Annotated in this window: 18 protein-coding genes; 12 read left to right on the forward strand and 6 right to left on the reverse strand. The window is 46.6% G+C overall.

Translation table 11 applies throughout. The features are described from left to right. Position 1: 1 nt before the first annotated feature. The 4 genes from ADH66_RS15465 to ADH66_RS15480 all read right to left on the reverse strand — a co-directional run bounded on the left by ADH66_RS15465 (position 2) and on the right by ADH66_RS15480 (position 3,824). Positions 2-991, reverse strand: a complete 990-nt coding sequence (locus ADH66_RS15465) for a TRAFAC clade GTPase domain-containing protein (RefSeq protein ID WP_157130665.1) — start codon at positions 989-991, stop codon at positions 2-4. Next, a complete protein-coding gene (locus ADH66_RS15470) occupies positions 954-2,066 on the reverse strand; it encodes a GTPase-associated system all-helical protein GASH (protein WP_066538964.1) in 1,113 nt (370 codons plus the stop codon). The genes ADH66_RS15465 and ADH66_RS15470 overlap by 38 nt, the downstream gene beginning before the upstream one ends. Before the next feature lie 46 nt (positions 2,067-2,112). Continuing rightward, on the reverse strand, positions 2,113-3,330 hold the full coding sequence (locus ADH66_RS15475) for a metallophosphoesterase (protein WP_207653000.1): 1,218 nt from the start codon (positions 3,328-3,330) through the stop codon (positions 2,113-2,115). A gap of 158 nt (positions 3,331-3,488) precedes the next feature. Continuing rightward, positions 3,489-3,824 carry a winged helix-turn-helix transcriptional regulator gene (locus tag ADH66_RS15480; RefSeq protein ID WP_066538960.1) on the reverse strand — a complete coding sequence of 112 codons (336 nt, stop codon included), beginning with the start codon at positions 3,822-3,824 and terminating at the stop codon, positions 3,489-3,491. A gap of 128 nt (positions 3,825-3,952) precedes the next feature. Between ADH66_RS15480 and ADH66_RS15485 the strand changes: the two genes are divergently transcribed. Both ADH66_RS15485 and ADH66_RS15490 read left to right on the forward strand, forming a co-directional pair. Continuing rightward, positions 3,953-4,852 (forward strand): radical SAM protein, encoded by a 900-nt coding sequence (locus ADH66_RS15485; protein WP_066538958.1) that lies wholly within the window; start codon positions 3,953-3,955, stop codon positions 4,850-4,852. A gap of 13 nt (positions 4,853-4,865) precedes the next feature. Beyond that, the gene (locus ADH66_RS15490) at positions 4,866-5,744 is read left to right on the forward strand and encodes a radical SAM protein (protein WP_066538956.1); all 879 of its coding nucleotides are present in this window, start codon (positions 4,866-4,868) and stop codon (positions 5,742-5,744) included. A gap of 100 nt (positions 5,745-5,844) precedes the next feature. On the opposite strand, the gene ADH66_RS15495 is transcribed toward ADH66_RS15490, so the two are convergent. Beyond that, positions 5,845-6,378 (reverse strand): PadR family transcriptional regulator, encoded by a 534-nt coding sequence (locus ADH66_RS15495; protein WP_066538954.1) that lies wholly within the window; start codon positions 6,376-6,378, stop codon positions 5,845-5,847. A gap of 197 nt (positions 6,379-6,575) precedes the next feature. Here ADH66_RS15495 and ADH66_RS15500 point away from each other — a divergent pair, with 197 nt between their 5' ends. Then, positions 6,576-7,949 carry an MATE family efflux transporter gene (locus ADH66_RS15500; protein ID WP_066538952.1) on the forward strand — a complete coding sequence of 458 codons (1,374 nt, stop codon included), beginning with the start codon at positions 6,576-6,578 and terminating at the stop codon, positions 7,947-7,949. A 64-nt stretch (positions 7,950-8,013) separates the two neighbouring features. After that, entirely contained in the window at positions 8,014-8,187 is a 174-nt protein-coding gene (locus tag ADH66_RS21880; protein ID WP_084384431.1) for a cysteine-rich KTR domain-containing protein, read from the forward strand. Between the two features lie 60 nt (positions 8,188-8,247). Here the strand turns inward: ADH66_RS21880 and ADH66_RS15510 are convergent, their stop codons facing one another. Next, positions 8,248-8,598, reverse strand: coding sequence for a helix-turn-helix transcriptional regulator (locus ADH66_RS15510; RefSeq protein ID WP_066538948.1), 351 nt, complete (start codon positions 8,596-8,598; stop codon positions 8,248-8,250). 316 nt (positions 8,599-8,914) lie between these two features. On the opposite strand from ADH66_RS15510, the gene ADH66_RS15515 reads away from it, so the two are divergent. From ADH66_RS15515 to ADH66_RS15545, 8 genes are all read left to right on the forward strand, one after another. Next, positions 8,915-9,418 (forward strand): sigma-70 family RNA polymerase sigma factor, encoded by a 504-nt coding sequence (locus tag ADH66_RS15515; protein WP_066538946.1) that lies wholly within the window; start codon positions 8,915-8,917, stop codon positions 9,416-9,418. Positions 9,419-9,902: 484 nt separating this feature from the next. Beyond that, positions 9,903-10,262 carry a type II toxin-antitoxin system PemK/MazF family toxin gene (locus ADH66_RS15520; RefSeq protein ID WP_066541894.1) on the forward strand — a complete coding sequence of 120 codons (360 nt, stop codon included), beginning with the start codon at positions 9,903-9,905 and terminating at the stop codon, positions 10,260-10,262. Continuing rightward, the gene (locus ADH66_RS20185; RefSeq protein ID WP_157130664.1) at positions 10,259-10,408 is read left to right on the forward strand and encodes an SHOCT domain-containing protein; all 150 of its coding nucleotides are present in this window, start codon (positions 10,259-10,261) and stop codon (positions 10,406-10,408) included. The genes ADH66_RS15520 and ADH66_RS20185 overlap by 4 nt, the downstream gene beginning before the upstream one ends. 98 nt (positions 10,409-10,506) lie before the next feature. Continuing rightward, positions 10,507-12,060 carry a recombinase family protein gene (locus tag ADH66_RS15525; protein WP_066538945.1) on the forward strand — a complete coding sequence of 518 codons (1,554 nt, stop codon included), beginning with the start codon at positions 10,507-10,509 and terminating at the stop codon, positions 12,058-12,060. Beyond that, positions 12,057-12,977, forward strand: a complete 921-nt coding sequence (locus ADH66_RS15530) for a recombinase family protein (RefSeq protein ID WP_066538941.1) — start codon at positions 12,057-12,059, stop codon at positions 12,975-12,977. The genes ADH66_RS15525 and ADH66_RS15530 overlap by 4 nt, the downstream gene beginning before the upstream one ends. After that, the gene (locus ADH66_RS15535; protein WP_066538939.1) at positions 12,919-14,565 is read left to right on the forward strand and encodes a recombinase family protein; all 1,647 of its coding nucleotides are present in this window, start codon (positions 12,919-12,921) and stop codon (positions 14,563-14,565) included. Before ADH66_RS15530 ends, ADH66_RS15535 begins: the two co-directional genes overlap by 59 nt. A 92-nt stretch (positions 14,566-14,657) precedes the next feature. After that, positions 14,658-14,912 (forward strand): hypothetical protein, encoded by a 255-nt coding sequence (locus ADH66_RS20705; protein WP_207653001.1) that lies wholly within the window; start codon positions 14,658-14,660, stop codon positions 14,910-14,912. 51 nt (positions 14,913-14,963) lie between these two features. Continuing rightward, positions 14,964-15,827, forward strand: coding sequence for an S-layer homology domain-containing protein (locus tag ADH66_RS15545; protein ID WP_066538937.1), 864 nt, complete (start codon positions 14,964-14,966; stop codon positions 15,825-15,827). Positions 15,828-15,842: the final 15 nt, after the last annotated feature.

A 15,842-nucleotide genomic window follows, 5' to 3' on the forward strand; every position in this document is an offset into this window, starting at 1 on the left:
TTCACTCCCTTACTTCATATTTGTCAAAAAAGCGTTGTAGTTTTGGTTTCTTATGTGGAACGGTGACTTCGCAGTGATCGATTTCTAAACATCTCAAGATAATAGTTTCAAAATCATTTTGCGTTTCCTCATCTTCTATAGTGAGAGCCGAAACCGTGTAAAACTCCAATGAATCAACCAGCGCCTCGTAGTTTGATTGTATAAAATTCCAACTGTCCTCTAAAAAAGCATAAGTTTCTTTTGAATCATCTCCCTTATCAATAAGATCTTTTTTGGTACAAACAATTTGCACTTTGGAATTTTTAGTAATTATTCCATTTTTCAAAAGATTTCTTAACATCATTGTGAACGTCATTCGTTCCCTCTGACGTTGCCTTGGGTGGGCAATTTTCTCTCCATCTAAAATCAAAATGACATTCTCACAAGCAAGATATAAATCACTGAGACTTTCCATATCCTCCGCACAAAATAATTCTCCTGAAACATCTGTTAGGATTAAATTGTCTTTTCTACCATCATGATCTTCCAAATTTAAATGAAGATATCGGTTTAGTTCTGTTCGAGGTGTTCTCTCAACAATAGGTTTTTCCTCCCCAGAAGATAAAAGTAAATTTTGTAAACGCTGCTTAAATCCATTAATGGTTAATGAACCGCCAAACTTAAGTACACGGTTGCGTCCTTCCAAAAAGAGAAAGTACATCATAACAATTAATGTCGTTTTACCACTGGAATAAGGCCCCGCTATTAATACCTGCCTAATATTTTCTCGTGCAGAGAGCTGAAACAATTCTTCGTCGTTTAATGCCTCGCCACGGTATACACAGACGTAATCTTCCGCTTTTTGCACTGGCGATTCTTCCGGAGCATAAAAAGTAACATCTTCTTCTAGAATGCTACTTAACCCTTCAGATAAAATATTCTTAGGTTTGCCAGTTTCCTTTTCTTCATTCACTTTATTCACCACCGTTTTCTGTAAAAAGCTGTCTTCCAAGTTCTATTTCTCTATATAGCTGTTGACCGAATTCTACTGCTGTCATTGAAAGATTGTCCAACTCTTTTTTACATCTCATTTCATAGTGTTTCATCCATTCAGAGTTTCTTTCTTTATGGAAAACCTCCTTTTTGGCTTTTAAAGCAGAGAGAATTGGTTGGAACTCTGTAATATTACATTCTTCAAATTCAGGCAGCGTACTACCATCTAAACTATCAATTAAGGATGCTACAGTGGGCGACTCTGATCCTCCTGGCTTGGCAAGAGAGACCATTTTTATTAAGATTTGCTTTGCTGCATACGGCCCCAAAGCAAATTTAACATGATAATTTAATTCATAAACCGAGAACAAAGCAGCTTCAACTTGGTTCATATCTCGATAAGACTTTTGGCAAGTTTCACTCCACTCTGTGAGCATCCACCATAAGATGTCGGACTCTTCTCGTTGCACAAGCAAAGCCGAATTTAATTCATGGATCTGTTCTGTGAGCTTATGGAGTTGCACATTATCCTTCTCTAGTTCTCCAGTTAACTGAGCAATTTGTTCTTCCCTAGCTTCATCATCCTCATTTTCTGGCTCCAATAACGTTATAATTGTTTGAATCGGAATTTGTATATCAATTGTTCGGATAGACAAATCAGAATTGAATTGGCGCAAACTCAATCTCACATTATTAATGTAATCAATCATTTTTTGATATAGAAGTTTGCTTCTTGTTTTCCAACCAACGCAATGCCCACAAATCACCATTGAAAGTAAAAGAGTATTCTCTGAGTTCTGACAATATTGAAAAATAAGAAATTCAACTAGTATATGCATTTCTTTTGTGTTGGCTAAAGAAAAAGAATTATCTGTTCGACAGAACTCCTCTTCTAATCTGACAAGCAGTGATTCTGTATTCTCATCTTCCACAACGCCCATAGCCCATTTCGTTAATGACATCCACTCATAATTTGTAAAAAAATCATCTACGCTCAACAGGTGTTCTATAGCAGATATTCTATTCTCAAATGTAGTAGCATTTGCTCCTGCAATCCCTACTTCTTGATAGCATTTCCTTAATAAAGTCTTCATAAAAGCACTCCTATTCATAATAATTTAACTTTGGAGGTTCATCTGATTATGCATTTCCAAGAATCATTTCTAGATCTATCATTAGCTCGGGAAGAACACCTTTTTCCAATGCTTTTTTTGTATAATCGCTCAATTCTATATTGCTTAGGTTTAATGGTAATGGCATGTCCACATGTTCTCGATTAAATTGCTCTCGTTGCTGATATGACAATGAGTAGCAGGCAGAAATGAAACGACGAACAAATGAATATTCTTCAATCTGTTGCTTGACACACTGCTTGCCAGTATCAGCTTCCTCGATATTTCCCTTACAATCGGGCTTATTTGGAGAAGCTACAGACAATGCAGGTTGATTTATGTGCATAGAGAATTTTTTTCCTGTAATCGAGCGATCCTCGGAGAAGCCCTTTCCGCTTTCCCAACACCAACCTGTTAACTCAGCCCAATCGTCTTCCCACTCTCCAAAAATGATTCCAAAAGATGAATAACAATCCTTGGGATCAGGTGCCGTCTTATAACTCACGATGCAAGGCACCTGCCCCTTTTCCAAAGGGATATCATCAACACTTTGTCTATGCCGGTCTCCGCAAAAATAAGCACATATAGAATTAACTCGAATGACATCCTGCACTCGTTTCTGATGCTCCGGGTGTAAATCAAAAAAATTATTATGAGCCAAAATGATATTGGGCATATTGGGTACATATTCTATCGAAGCTAAGGTATCCACATCTAATAATTGGTTCGTTTTCTCCTTTCCATCTGCTGCTAGAGCAGTATTGCAGTGTATAAAATTAATTGTATTCCTCCATTTTCGACTATGTATGCTGGCAGGGTGTTCCACAGCGTAAGAAGTAATCAACTCCTTAACAAATGTCTCATACTCTTGAAAAGTGTTTTGCAAGATATCTATCCATTTTTTTGTGTTATCAAAAGGCCTGGTTTTCGCAGCCGTTATAAAGATTTCCTTCTCTGGACCGCCACTTACAGTATCATGATTTCCTGGAATAACGAACAAATCCTTTTCAACATCTAAATTCAGACTTTCCAGTAATCTTCGCAAAAAGTCAATTGCCGGATGGAAATGGCTTTCATCGCCAAAATCATGAAAATCTCCTGTAACAATGACTAAATCAATTCTGTCATAATCTTGACACTTATGAATTAGTTCCTTTTCAAAATTGCACCAATCTGCTCTCTTCACAATGTGCAAATCGGAAATATGCAGCCATCTAACCACTTTATCACTTCTTCCTATCAGCACGCTTTTTAGATGAGATGTTTGGATCGTTCTCAAAAGCTGTCAATTATATTTTACCATATTTCTCCTCCAATAGATAGTCCAAATTTATTTTACTATCTAATAAGCCTCGTTCAGAGGGCTAAGTATGTAACGCTAACGTAGACACAAGACCCATAGAGTCACTCCATATTTGATAAATGGTTGTCCCCCCAGGTTTTCATATAGTCGATGACATCCATGAAACTCTTACCTAAATCGGTCAATGTGTATTCCACCCTCGGCGGTACTTCATGGAAGTCATGACGGATCAGAAATCCGTCCGCTACTAACTCGCGTAGCTGCTTCGTCAGGGATGATTCCGTGATCTCTCCCAACTGCCGCCGCAGCGCGCCAAAGCGATGGATATCATGGAAAGAAATATAGTAAAGAATTTCGAGTTTCCACTTACCGCCCAGGATTTTTTGCAGCGTGGACATGGTCTTGCACCGTTCCACTGCCAGTTCTGTTTTTCGCATAGGTCAAAACCTCCTTGCCGGTATTATAACTCCAAGCGCCGTGAGAATCAAGGTACTACAAAAAAGTACAGTACTTGAATTTGTGCCGCGTTAAGTTATAATTAGTGCAAACGAAGGAGGTTTTTACTATGAAATTTACCGGAACTATCTGGCGCCCACCTTATGAGGCTTCTTCCCTGCTATTGGAAGTCACCGCAGGCTGCACCCATCACAAATGCAAATTTTGCACGCTCTACAATGACCTGCCGTTCAAGTTCAAGATGTCACCGATGGAGGATATCGAATGCGATTTGCAGGAAGTGGCAAACACAATGAAGCAATGGGATGGATTTCAATTTGACCGCGCCTTTCTTACAGGGGCGAATCCATTCGTGCTGAAAGCAGAACGTCTACTAGCTATCGCTGACCTGATCCGCAAGTATGTCCCTACTGTCCAGACCATAGGCTGCTTTGCTCGTGTGACGGACATTACGCTGAAGCCAGACAGTGAATTGAGCGCACTGGCCCAGGCTGGATATGATGGCTTGACTATCGGCATGGAAACTGGTGACGATGAAGCCTTGCACTTTATGAATAAGGGCTACACTTCTGCTGATATTGTGGAGCAGTGCAGCAGACTGGATAAGGTTGGTATTAGCTATAATTTCTTCTATCTGGTCAGTATTTCAGGCGCAAGCCGTGGCGAAATTGGCGCGAAAGCTACTGCTGCCGTATGTAATCAGCTCCACCCACAGCTTATTGGTGCCAATATGCTGACGATCTACCCGGATTCCGAACTTTACCAGGAAATCCAGCGTGGCAACTGGCAGGAGGAAAGCGAGGTTGAGAAGTACCGTGAAATCCGTGTGCTGATAGAGAATTTGGAAATTCCCACACAGTTTGCAGCTCTTGGAGCCTCCAACGCATTCCAGCTCCACGGTTCTCTGCCAAAGGATAAGAATGCGCTGACTGCCACGATTGACAAAATCATTGAGACTGTTGGCGAAGAAAAGCTGCGGGATTACCGCATGAATCTTCGCCACCTGTAAAGGAGGGATTCTCATGCATTTTACAGGAAGAACCTGGCGGCCACCGTATGAGTCACAGTCTGTCATTTTACAGGCCACTTCCGGCTGCACCCATAACCAATGCACCTTTTGCAGTCTTTACAAAGACGAGAAATTCCGTATGTCTCCCATGGATGAATTTGAGGAAGATCTGGCGGAAATCAAAAGCTACCAGCCCAATGCTCGACGCATTTTCTTGACAGGCGCAAACCCTTTCTCCATGAGTTATGAGAACCTTAAGCTGCGCGCCCTCACCGTCCGTGAATACCTTATCAAATGCCAGTCTATCGCCATGTTTGCCAGTATCCGGGACATCAGGAACAAAGAGGTCTGGCAGCTCAAAAAGCTCCGGGCCATGGGTATCAATGGCCTGAGTATTGGTACAGAAAGCGGCGATGACGCCACCCTTGCGCTGGCAAATAAGGGCTATACGTCCGCTGATATTTTAGAGCAATGCCGCAAGCTGGATGAAGCCGGTATCGAATACTACTTTGTCTACATGACCGGACTGGCTGGGAAGGGAAATGGGCAGCGCAACGCCATCAACTCCGCAAAGATTTTCAGCCAGCTTAATCCCTATTTTATCTCAGTGAATTCTTTGACTCTCTTCCCCGACACACAATTATACCAAATGGCAAAGCAGAGCATATTCACACCTGCTGATGAAAAAGAGCGCATTGAAGAACTGCAAACTCTGATAGAAAATTTGCATATCCGTACCCATCTCTTTGCCAACTCGGTGTCTAACTATTTTCCGTTTGTGGCTCGACTGCCATATGAACGAGATAAGGTCATCGGTGAGTTGCAGGATATTCTCAACAGTACCGATGAAGATGAGATGTTGGAGTATCGGCAAAATTTGGGGTCGCTTTGATAAAGCACACTTTCCGCCAAGAGAAGACTATACGCTCTCGATGGAAGGTGGTACCTGTCATGATGGAAGGTGTAGTGAACCTACCAATATAAAAGGTACACTACAGAGAAGAAAGATGTTCCTTCAAAGCGGCGATCCACCCCTCCAGTGCCTGGGCCAGTACCATCTGCTGCCGCAGCACAGCCATTCCGGTCTCCGGGACTTCAAGCGCATCCTCCTTCTGGCGGTAATTCTCATTCAAATTTTTAGTAAGTTCGTTAATGTTTTTCTCTATCTCTGCAATGCAAGTCACCTGTGTTTCTGGCGGCAGGCTATCCAGATTTACGATCACAGCGTTAAAATCCAAGAACAAGCGGATCGGCTGTGCGGAAATGTCCATCATCAGCCGTTCAAACTCCTGCTCACCTTTTTCAGTCAGAGTGTAGACAGCTTTCTCCGGCATCTTCCCCTCTTTCACGATCTCAGCCGTTATAAGTCCTTTTTCCTCTAACTGGAGTGCCTTTTTATAAATCGACTGGGTGCTGATTTTTACCCACTTCGATATGTTCCGATACTCCACCAGCTTTTGAATATCATACGCACCCATCGGGCCTTTTTTCAGCATCCCTAAGACAATCAGATCGATCGTAGCCATTGCCTGCCGCCTTTCTGCAAATCAAATTCACCATTATGCAATTATGATACTCTATTTTAGAGCAGGTGTCAAGAAAAGATTAGAGCGGGAATTGATATCTTGACAACTACTCTAAATTGTAGTATAATCCCTTTCGCGGCAACTACTCTAATTTCTATCACTCTCAAACTCACTGGTTGCCTGAAAGGAGTAAAACAATGAACGAACGCAACAAGAAAATGGAACTGCTGGGCAGCGCACCTATCCCTCAAGCGCTCCTGGCCTTGGGTATCCCCATCATGATTGGGATGCTCATCAACGCCCTATACAACCTGGTAGACGCCTACTTTGTAGGTGGGTTGGGCGAAAGCCAGATGGGTGCGATTTCTATCGTGTTCCCCCTGGGACAGGTGGTGGTAGGACTTGGCCTGATGTTTGGCAACGGCGCAGCCTCATACCTCTCCCGCCTGCTGGGGAGTGGAGCCAAAGACACCGCCAATAAAGTCGCCAGCACCGCCCTGTATAGCAGCGTTTTTATCGGGGCCGTTGTTATCATCGGAGCAAGTATCTTCCTGGAACCGATCCTGACTATGTTGGGAGCTACCGACACCATCATGTCCTATGCTGTAACATACGCCCGGATTTATGTGCTATCCTCGATTTTCAATGTGTTCAACGTCACGATGAATAATATCGTGTCCAGCGAAGGGGCCGCGAAAACTACCATGTGCGCCCTACTCCTGGGGGCAGTCCTTAACATCGGTCTCGATCCTATGTTCATCTATGCTCTTGACATGGGAGTTGCCGGAGCAGCCATTGCCACAGCAATATCCCAATTTGTGTCCACACTGGTGTACTTGATCTATGTGTTCAGAAAGAAATCTGCCTTCACATTCAGTATCAGAGAATTTGCACCCACAAAACAGATGATGTCCGAGATCCTTAAAATCGGTGTCCCCACCCTGACCTTCCAACTCCTTACCAGCCTTTCCATTGCGCTCATCAATCGAGCCGCCAACGGTTACGGCGATGCGGTTATCGCCGGGATGGGGGCTGTCACGAGAGTCACCTCCATGGGGACGCTTGTGGTGTTCGGATTCCTAAAAGGGTTCCAGCCTATCGCTGGATTCAGCTACGGAGCAAAAAAGTTTGACCGGCTGAAAGAGGCAATCCGAACATCCACTATGTGGTCAACCGTTTTCTGTGTAGCTGTGGGATTGCTTATGGCAATTTTCTCTACGCAGATCATCTCGGCCTTTACAGATGGAAACACCGAAATGATTTCCGTAGGTGTAAAATCCTTAAGGGCCAATGGGCTGTCTTTTATCCTATTCGGATTCTACACAGTATACTCATCTCTTTTCCTGGCCCTGGGGAAAGGAAGTGCTGGATTTTTCCTGGGCGCTTGCAGGCAGGGAATCTGCTTTGTACCGGTCATCCTGCTGCTCCCCGCATTATGGGGATTAAATGGGATACTCTATGCACAGCCCATTGCGGATGCGATTTCTGCCATAATCACCGTGTTAATGGCTGCTCAACTCCATCGAGAACTGGCAAAATCTGCCGCAGCTATACAAACAAACGCACAATAAAAACCGCGCAAAAGCCAGCCGCTGAGCCGCAGAGCTGCGCAAAAAAGAAAGTGGGGATGTACACTTGCAAAAGAAACAGCAAAAATCGAGATGGATACATTGTCCTTCCTGTGGCGGTAAGACACGCAACAAAGTGTATGAGGATACTGTCCTTGTCAACTTCCCACTGTTCTGTCCAAAATGCAGAAAAGAAATACTGATTGATGTTGTACAATTCAAGATGATCGTTAAAAGATGAGCCGGTCGTATTATGCGGAGAGCCTGCGTCCTCTATTGAGGATACAGGCTCTTTTCCGTTCTACTCAATTTTGATAGCGGAGTTCGTTCGGATGGCTTTGATAATGGACTCAATGATGGGGGCCAATGAAAGCGCCTCCTCTTCACTACAGTCCTCCACCAAAAGCCGCATCCGGCGAAGGCCAGGGCTGTCCCGGAGAAGTTCGGGATAGAAAACTTCCCGTGAATCAATTTTGAGAGAACGGATCAAGGGATAAAGAACTTCTAGTTTTGGATTTCCCTTATAGTTCTCTATGTTCAGCACGGTCCGTACATCCACGTCGGCAGCCTCCGCAACCTGCCGCTGTGTGATTCCAAGTTCACCTCTGGCTCGTTTTACAGCATCTCCCAGTGGGCGTGTATATTCTGGCATTCTGCTTCACCTCAAGAGTATTTTACAATACACGCCGTTTCGACAAAATTCACGGAAGTTCCTCAATTCAGTGTATTGAAATACCTATCAGGAGTGAAATAGCCTTTATGACCCCTCTGCTGCTTGATACTGAGCGAACTGCAAAAGTGTATTTCAATGTTCAGAGATAGAGTGGTGTACTTCTGGAAATGTATCCCAATACACCTTACCAGAAAAAAGAAACCATTATTCTATTGGACCACCTGACAATTTAAGGTGCCGCGGTCCACCCCAATCAATCGTTTTGCAACCCAAAACAGATTGATTGGAGGAATAGATGGTGAAATATGCACCAAAGAAAGTGTTCGTATTGGAAAACGGAACGTACCTGGAACTCAGCTATGCTCAGTTCCACCAGCAGAAAGATACATACCAAGGCAGGCGTTTCCTGTTCCTGCACGGTATGCTTATGGAAGTGTCCGAGGATGCATATAAGGCGTTCTATAAGGACAAGCGCCGTCAGAAATATTTGAACGAGCGTTCAGATGACAACGGCGACTTCTCTTATGATATGCTCACGACAGATGAGTTCAACGGCGAGGATATCTTGGTAGATGAAGTAGCTGATACGGCAGGAGAGGCAGAAAGGAATCTCCTGCTGGACAAGCTGTGTACCGCCCTGGTTGAACTTACGGAAGAAGAACGCACACTGCTTGTGCAGTATTATTCTGAGAGAATGTCCGAGTGTGAATTGTCCGATATTTATGAGATTTCCCAGCAGGCCGTCAGCAAGCGAGTCCGTAAAATCCTTGCAAAGCTGAAAAATCTCATGAGAATTTAAAAAAGTTGGTTGTAGACCCCCTCACTTTTCGGCTTAGAAAGTGAGGGGTCTTTCTTATTCCCCTCCTTGCTCTTTGAAAACTGAAGATACAGCGCGCCTTTTACTTTCCTTCTGCCGCCGTGGGGAGCGGCAAGCTACATGAGCGGACGCCACTAGCTAACGCAATAGCGTTAGCTATACGCCTCCAGGCTCAGACGGCAGGATGCACACCTGCCGACGGCGATGACCGGCAGAAGGGATAATGATACTTGCGTCCAGTCCTAAAGCCGAGCGTGACCCGTCGCAGCAAAGGAGGGCGCCCCCCCAGAGATCCTGGGGGTGGTGAGATTCCAATGAGGCCGAGATGCGAAGCATCTCATAGGCATAGGCCGGAAGGTGCGTTCCCTTGTCCAGGGATGTTGAGAACAAATATGGACAAGCAAAACGATTGATACAAGGCGGTGGTCTGTTCTTTGGCTGCCGCCATTACTTACGGAAGGAAAACATGAAGAAAGTTAAGCGCGGCGAAATTTACTATGCCGACCTATCACCGGTTGTCGGCAGTGAGCAGGATGGTACCCGTCCTGTTCTCGTCATTCAGAACGACACTGGCAACAAATTTAGCCCCACCACTATCGTGGCAGCTATCACCAGCAAACCGGACAAGGCCAAGTTACCAACCCACGTTATTGTTCACGCGGATGGGCTTGCCACGGAGTCTGTTGTCCTGCTGGAGCAGATTCGAACGATTGATAAACGCAGGCTGATTCGGTATAGCGGCAGGCTCGATAAGACCGCCATGGGCCGGGTCGACCACGCCATCATCGTCAGCTTTGGAATCAAATATATGGAGGGGTTGCTTTGAACACTGACATCAACAATACAGCTTTCGTTTATAGCGTGAATATGCTCAGATTGCTGTTGAAAATGCAGCTCATCACGCAGGAAGAATACGAGCGCATTTTGCAGATAAGCGCTGCCCACTATGGCACCGAAAAAATATATGTCTGAAATGAAAACTCTGGCCGTTTGCGCTGGATGTATCTGAACTCTTGTGGTATTGTTGGTAGTGCCAAAAGGCATATTTCAAAGGAAAGGAGAGAGTCAAAATGACTGTAACAGACATTAGCCGGGAGCCTCAAAAGCCCACAATTATCCGGCTGGCGGCTTACTACCGGGTGTCCAGCAAGTCCGCCGACCAGCTACACTCTTTTGCCGCCCAGATTCGCTACTATAAGGATTATGAGCGTAAAAATCCACAATACAAGCTGGTGGATGTGTACGCCGATGAAGGACTGAGCGGCACGGATATGAAGAAACGCGACGAGCAGAACCGGTTGATCCGTGACTGCAAGCTGGGCAAAATCGACCGTATCATCACTAAGTCGGTGTCACGGTTCGCCCGGAACACCCAGGAACTGCTGGTGGCTCTGCGCAGCCTCAAAGAGATGGGCGTGAGCATCTACTTTGAGGAACAAGGCATTGACAGCGATAAAATGAACATGGAAATGCTGGTGACCTTCCCCGGTATGGCCGCCCAGCAGGAGAGCGTGAATATTTCCGACCACCTTCGAAGGAGTTATCAAATGCGTATGGAGTCCGGCGAGTTCAACTGCTGCGCTCCGGCGTATGGGTACGATTTAGTCGATGGCCAGCTTGTGGTCAAAGTGGACGAAGCCGCAGTGATACGCCGCATTTTTGACCTATACCTGCAAGGAACTGGCAAGCAAAATATTGCCAATATCCTCAATGCAGAGAGAGTTCCCCGCAGATATGCTCAAAAAAAGTGGTACCACTCCACAGTGAACTATGTGATAAACAACGAACGCTATATGGGCGATGCGCTCCTGCAAAAGAAGTTTACCACGGACACCCTGCCCTTCAGAAAGAAAAAGAATCGTGGTGAAAAGCCGCAGTTTTATGTGGAGAACAGCAACCCACCCATCGTCAGCCGAGAAGTCTATATGGCTGCACAAGAACTGCAAAAATTACGGAATATCAGCTATAAGTGCGCGGGTGGATATCCGCTGACGGGTATTCTCCGCTGTCCAGAGTGTGGCCGCTCGTTCCGTAGGCTGCTCCTGAACAGTACTGCCTACTGGCTATGCAGCGGCGGGGCTGCTGGGGCAACAGATTGCAAGAGCAGGCGTGTGCGAGAAAATGCTGTCTACGACACTTTTTGCTTGATGGTCGACAAGCTGTCTGCCCATCGGCAAGACCTACTCGTTACCCTTATCCACCAGCTAGAGATGATGCAGAATCGTGGCGGCGAAAGCCAGGAAAAGATACGGCAGATAGATAAGCAGATAGCCGACCTGAGTGCGCAAAATTTGGTAATCGCCCGGCTCCACACCAACGGCGTTCTCAATGCCACTGACTTCGCCGCTCAGTCCTCGGTGATAAGCAATAAGATCAACGCCCTGCGACTGGACCGCAAAAAGACCCTGGCAGAGGATAAGGACGATGAACTGATAGACACGCTGAAATCGCTGGATGATACCTTTGCAGAATATGTGTCAGGAGCATCGTTTGACCAACACCTCTTCGAGCAGATCGTCCAGAGTATCACGGTTGTGGACAATGCTCGACTGACCTTCCACCTCATTGGTGGGCTGGCCCTCACCGAGCAGATCCCGGAGAATGCGAGGTGTAGGACAGCATGAAAAAGAGAAACATCCTGTTCGGGTATCAGTACCAGGACGGCGTGATAGTCATCCATCCGCAGGAAGTTGCTGTAATAAAGCGTATTTTCAGCGAATATCAAAACGGTGTGTCTTTGCTGGACATCGCCAACCGACTGAACGATGAAGATGTGGAGTATCAGCCCGGCGTTACCGGCTGGAATAAATCCCGCATTATGCGCCTGATTGAGGATGAGCGGTATGCTGGTATGGGTGATTTTCCTGCCATCATTGAAAAAGAAACACATCATACTCTGTGTCAAATCAAGGCTGGAAAGAATACTCAATGCACCACTGACCGTAACGCTGAAATTTTCCATATCGGCGCACCGGTAATATGCCCGGCGTGCGGTTCTGAAATGAGCCGCAGGCACGATAGCAGGTTCAAGAAGTGCCAGCAGCGATGGATATGCTCCAACGCGGACTGCCGCACAGTGATTCATAAAGCAGACGGCGACCTGCTCAATGATATAACTGTACTACTGAATCAGGCAATTGTCAATCCCGAAATGGTGCAAATTCCTGCCGAGATAGACTCCGGTTCCAGTGTGCTGCTTCGAAAAACAGAGAACGAAATTGCCCGGACATTGGATACCCTCGATAATGATAAAAACGTCCTGAGAAAGAAAATGCTGGAATGTGTTTCCATGAAATATGCAGACATTGACTCCGCTCCATATACAGCACATAGGTTGAAAGCGGCTTTTGCAAATGCAGAGCCGCTTTTAGCTTTTTCTCTGACACTTTTTAAAAGGACGGTTCAGACCATCCACCTCGAAAAGGATGGCACAGTGACCATCACTTTAATAAATAATCAGACCATCAGAAAGGATGAAAAATATGCAGCCGACAATGACCGCTCCGCAAAAAGTGGTTCGAAAAATTCCCGCCAAGATTGACATCGCTGAAGAGATCAAGCAAGCTCACCGGCAACTTCGGGTAGCCGCTTACTGCCGCGTTTCAACGGCCCAGGAGGAGCAACTGAACATCTATGACGTGCAGGTAAGGTACTACACCGAAAAGATACGCAGTGAGCCAAAATGGGCCTTTGTGGGCATCTTTGCGGACAGAGGACTTTCCGGCACCAGCACCAAAAAGCGAGACGAGTTCAACAAGATGATCAAGATGTGTCGGCGCGGCAAAATCGATATGATTATTACGAAATCCATCAGCCGGTTTGCCAGGAACACTGCTGATGTGTTAAAATATGTGCGTATGCTTAAGGAAATAGGTGTGGACATCTTCTTCGAGGAACAGAACATCCACAGCACCCAGCCTGGGGCCGAGTTTTATATCACTATTTACGGCTCCATCGCTCAGAGCGAGTCTGAGAATATCAGCGCCAACGTCATATGGGGCAAAAATCAGAGTGCTAAAGAGGGCAAGGTTCCGTTCCAGTACAAACGTTTCCTGGGTTATCGGCGCGGGCCAGACGGAAAGCCGGAAATCGATCCGGAGCAGGCCGAAGTGGTAAAACGAATTTATGAGCGGTTCCTGGCCGGGGACAGCATGACCACCATTGCGAATGACTTGACCGCTGACGGCATCCCAACCCCCACCGGCTCCGGCAAATGGGTGCCTGGGACAATACAGTCAATTATCTCAAATGAAAAATATGCTGGAAATGCGGTTCTCAACAAAACTTATGTAGTTGACTGTATCAGTAAAAAAGTCAGGCGCAACGACGGCAAGGCCCGGCCCATGTACTTTGTGGAGAACAATCACCCCGCCATCATCGACCCCGCCACCTTTGGTCGAGCGCAAGAGGAACTGGCACGGCGCACCGGTAAGCGTAAGGTTAAGCAAAAGGGTACGAAAACCGAGCAGGGCCGGTACTCCAGCAAGTATGCACTGACGGAACTACTTGTCTGTGGGGAATGCGGTACCCCATATCGCCGATGCACCTGGACGGTCAAGGGTGAAAAGAAACCGGTCTGGCGGTGCATCAACCGGCTGGATTTTGGCAAAAGATACTGCCACCATTCGCCCACAATGGAAGAAAGTGTGCTGCAGGAGGCTGTCATGGCGGCAATCATGCGCACAGCTAAACAGAGTGCCGATGTGCTGGGCACCTTGAAACTTCACATCGGCATGGGCCTGAAAAATGATAGTGGTGAGGACAACAGCTTGGATATCCAAATCAGGATAGCAGAAATCGATGCCCAGTTCAAGGCTATGCTGCAGGCCATAGCTACCGATACGGTTGAAGATTTTGATGAGCAGAGGGCTACAGCACTTATGTCTGAGAAAAACAGCTTGGAGCAACAGCTGGCTCAACTTGACAATGCCCAGCAGGAAAAGGAGAATGAAGAGTCCCGGCTGGACGAGATTTTTACTATCCTGGATGGGCTGGAAAACCACCCCATGGAATATGATGACAGACTGGTACGGCAGGTGCTGGAGTGTGTGGTAGTGGAGTCCAAAGAAAGAATTAAGGTGATTTTTGCGGGAGGGTTGGAGGTTGAACAGGCTATTGAAAAAGCGTGAGAGTTCGGATACGCACACAGATTTGACGAAAATATCTTTTTCGTATCCACCGCACAACCGTCAAGTATACGAACACCACGTCAAGAATCAGGTTGGCGGTGTATCGTAACGTGTTCGCCCTTATAGTCGAGATAGACGGCTATGAGGGCGAAACGCGTTTACAGACAAAACGCGCCACCTATAAGGACCTCCAGGCATGGGTCAAGGAGCGGTATGGCCTCCATGTCAGCAAGCTTGCCATATCCCAAACCAAGGAACTCTGGGCCTTGCCAAACGCAGACCCTCCTTTTCCCATTTCTCTCTTGCATTCCCGCCGCGAAAGTGCTACAATTAAGCTGACAAAATAAATCATTTTATGAAGGGAAATGGTACTACCCCATTAAAAATCCCTTCGCCTGATGGCTATTCTCTTAGCCCTCATCACTGTCCTGTCCGTCCTCCCTATGTCCGCGCTCGCGGCAAACTCCAGCTTCACCGATGTGCCTGAGAACGCCTGGTTCTACAAGCCCATCACCTACATGGCCGAAAACGGCTACATGTCCGGCACCAGCGGCAGTAAGTTCAGCCCCCACCAGACCACTACCCGCGCCATGTTCGTCACGGTCCTGGGCCGTATCGCGGGCGTCGACCAGAACCAGTACAAGAACACCTGCACCTTCCGCGACGTGAAGAAGGACTGGGCCGAGCCTTACATTGCCTGGGCCGCGGAGAACAAGCTTGTCAACGGCCTTGGCGACAACAAATTCGGCCCCAACAACTACGTCACCCGCGAGCAGGCCGCTCTTATTCTGTTCAACTATCTCAAGAGGGACTACACGCTGACGGTAAGCGACGAGTTTTTGAACAAGGCCCCTGACAAGGCCAGCATCAGCTCCTGGGCCCTCGAGGCTATGAAGTGGGCCACCGGCGCGGCCCTGATGCGCGGCGACGCAAACGGCACCCTGCGCCCCAGATACTCCGCCACCCGCGCCGAGATTGCTACTATTTTCAAGCGCTTTATCGAGATTAAAGACGACCTGGAGGCCAATAAGCCTGATGGACCCTTGGACTGTGACCATGTATGGGAGACGACGGAGACTAAGCGGGTTAACGTTTTTTCTGAAGATGTAGAAGATTGGGTTCTTGTGAAAGATATAAGGCCAATGTCAATCTGTAATGGTTGTGGTCTGGACATTTATCAGTGGTATGTGGATAATCGTGACAATTATACTCCACCGGAAACGGCCGATGCTTTTATCCGGGCTGCGTTCAAGAAATGCTGATATTCCGTAAGGACA

The sequence above is a fragment of the Acutalibacter muris genome (assembly GCF_002201475.1).
Taxonomy (GTDB): domain Bacteria; phylum Bacillota; class Clostridia; order Oscillospirales; family Acutalibacteraceae; genus Acutalibacter; species Acutalibacter muris.

What these genes read in the sequence shown, in the direction of transcription:
- ADH66_RS15480 (WP_066538960.1), bottom strand. Translation starts at nt 3,824, where the DNA reads ATGCGAAAAACAGAACTGGCAGTGGAACGGTGCAAGACCATGTCCACG.
- ADH66_RS15485 (WP_066538958.1), top strand. Translation starts at nt 3,953, where the DNA reads ATGAAATTTACCGGAACTATCTGGCGCCCACCTTATGAGGCTTCTTCC.
- ADH66_RS15530 (WP_066538941.1), top strand. Translation starts at nt 12,057, where the DNA reads ATGAAAAAGAGAAACATCCTGTTCGGGTATCAGTACCAGGACGGCGTG.
- ADH66_RS15545 (WP_066538937.1), top strand. Translation starts at nt 14,964, where the DNA reads ATGGCTATTCTCTTAGCCCTCATCACTGTCCTGTCCGTCCTCCCTATG.
- ADH66_RS15520 (WP_066541894.1), top strand. Translation starts at nt 9,903, where the DNA reads ATGAAGAAAGTTAAGCGCGGCGAAATTTACTATGCCGACCTATCACCG.
- ADH66_RS15500 (WP_066538952.1), top strand. Translation starts at nt 6,576, where the DNA reads ATGAACGAACGCAACAAGAAAATGGAACTGCTGGGCAGCGCACCTATC.
- ADH66_RS15525 (WP_066538945.1), top strand. Translation starts at nt 10,507, where the DNA reads ATGACTGTAACAGACATTAGCCGGGAGCCTCAAAAGCCCACAATTATC.
- ADH66_RS15510 (WP_066538948.1), bottom strand. Translation starts at nt 8,598, where the DNA reads ATGCCAGAATATACACGCCCACTGGGAGATGCTGTAAAACGAGCCAGA.
- ADH66_RS15495 (WP_066538954.1), bottom strand. Translation starts at nt 6,378, where the DNA reads ATGGCTACGATCGATCTGATTGTCTTAGGGATGCTGAAAAAAGGCCCG.
- ADH66_RS15490 (WP_066538956.1), top strand. Translation starts at nt 4,866, where the DNA reads ATGCATTTTACAGGAAGAACCTGGCGGCCACCGTATGAGTCACAGTCT.
- ADH66_RS15515 (WP_066538946.1), top strand. Translation starts at nt 8,915, where the DNA reads ATGGTGAAATATGCACCAAAGAAAGTGTTCGTATTGGAAAACGGAACG.
- ADH66_RS15535 (WP_066538939.1), top strand. Translation starts at nt 12,919, where the DNA reads ATGCAGCCGACAATGACCGCTCCGCAAAAAGTGGTTCGAAAAATTCCC.
- ADH66_RS15470 (WP_066538964.1), bottom strand. Translation starts at nt 2,066, where the DNA reads ATGAAGACTTTATTAAGGAAATGCTATCAAGAAGTAGGGATTGCAGGA.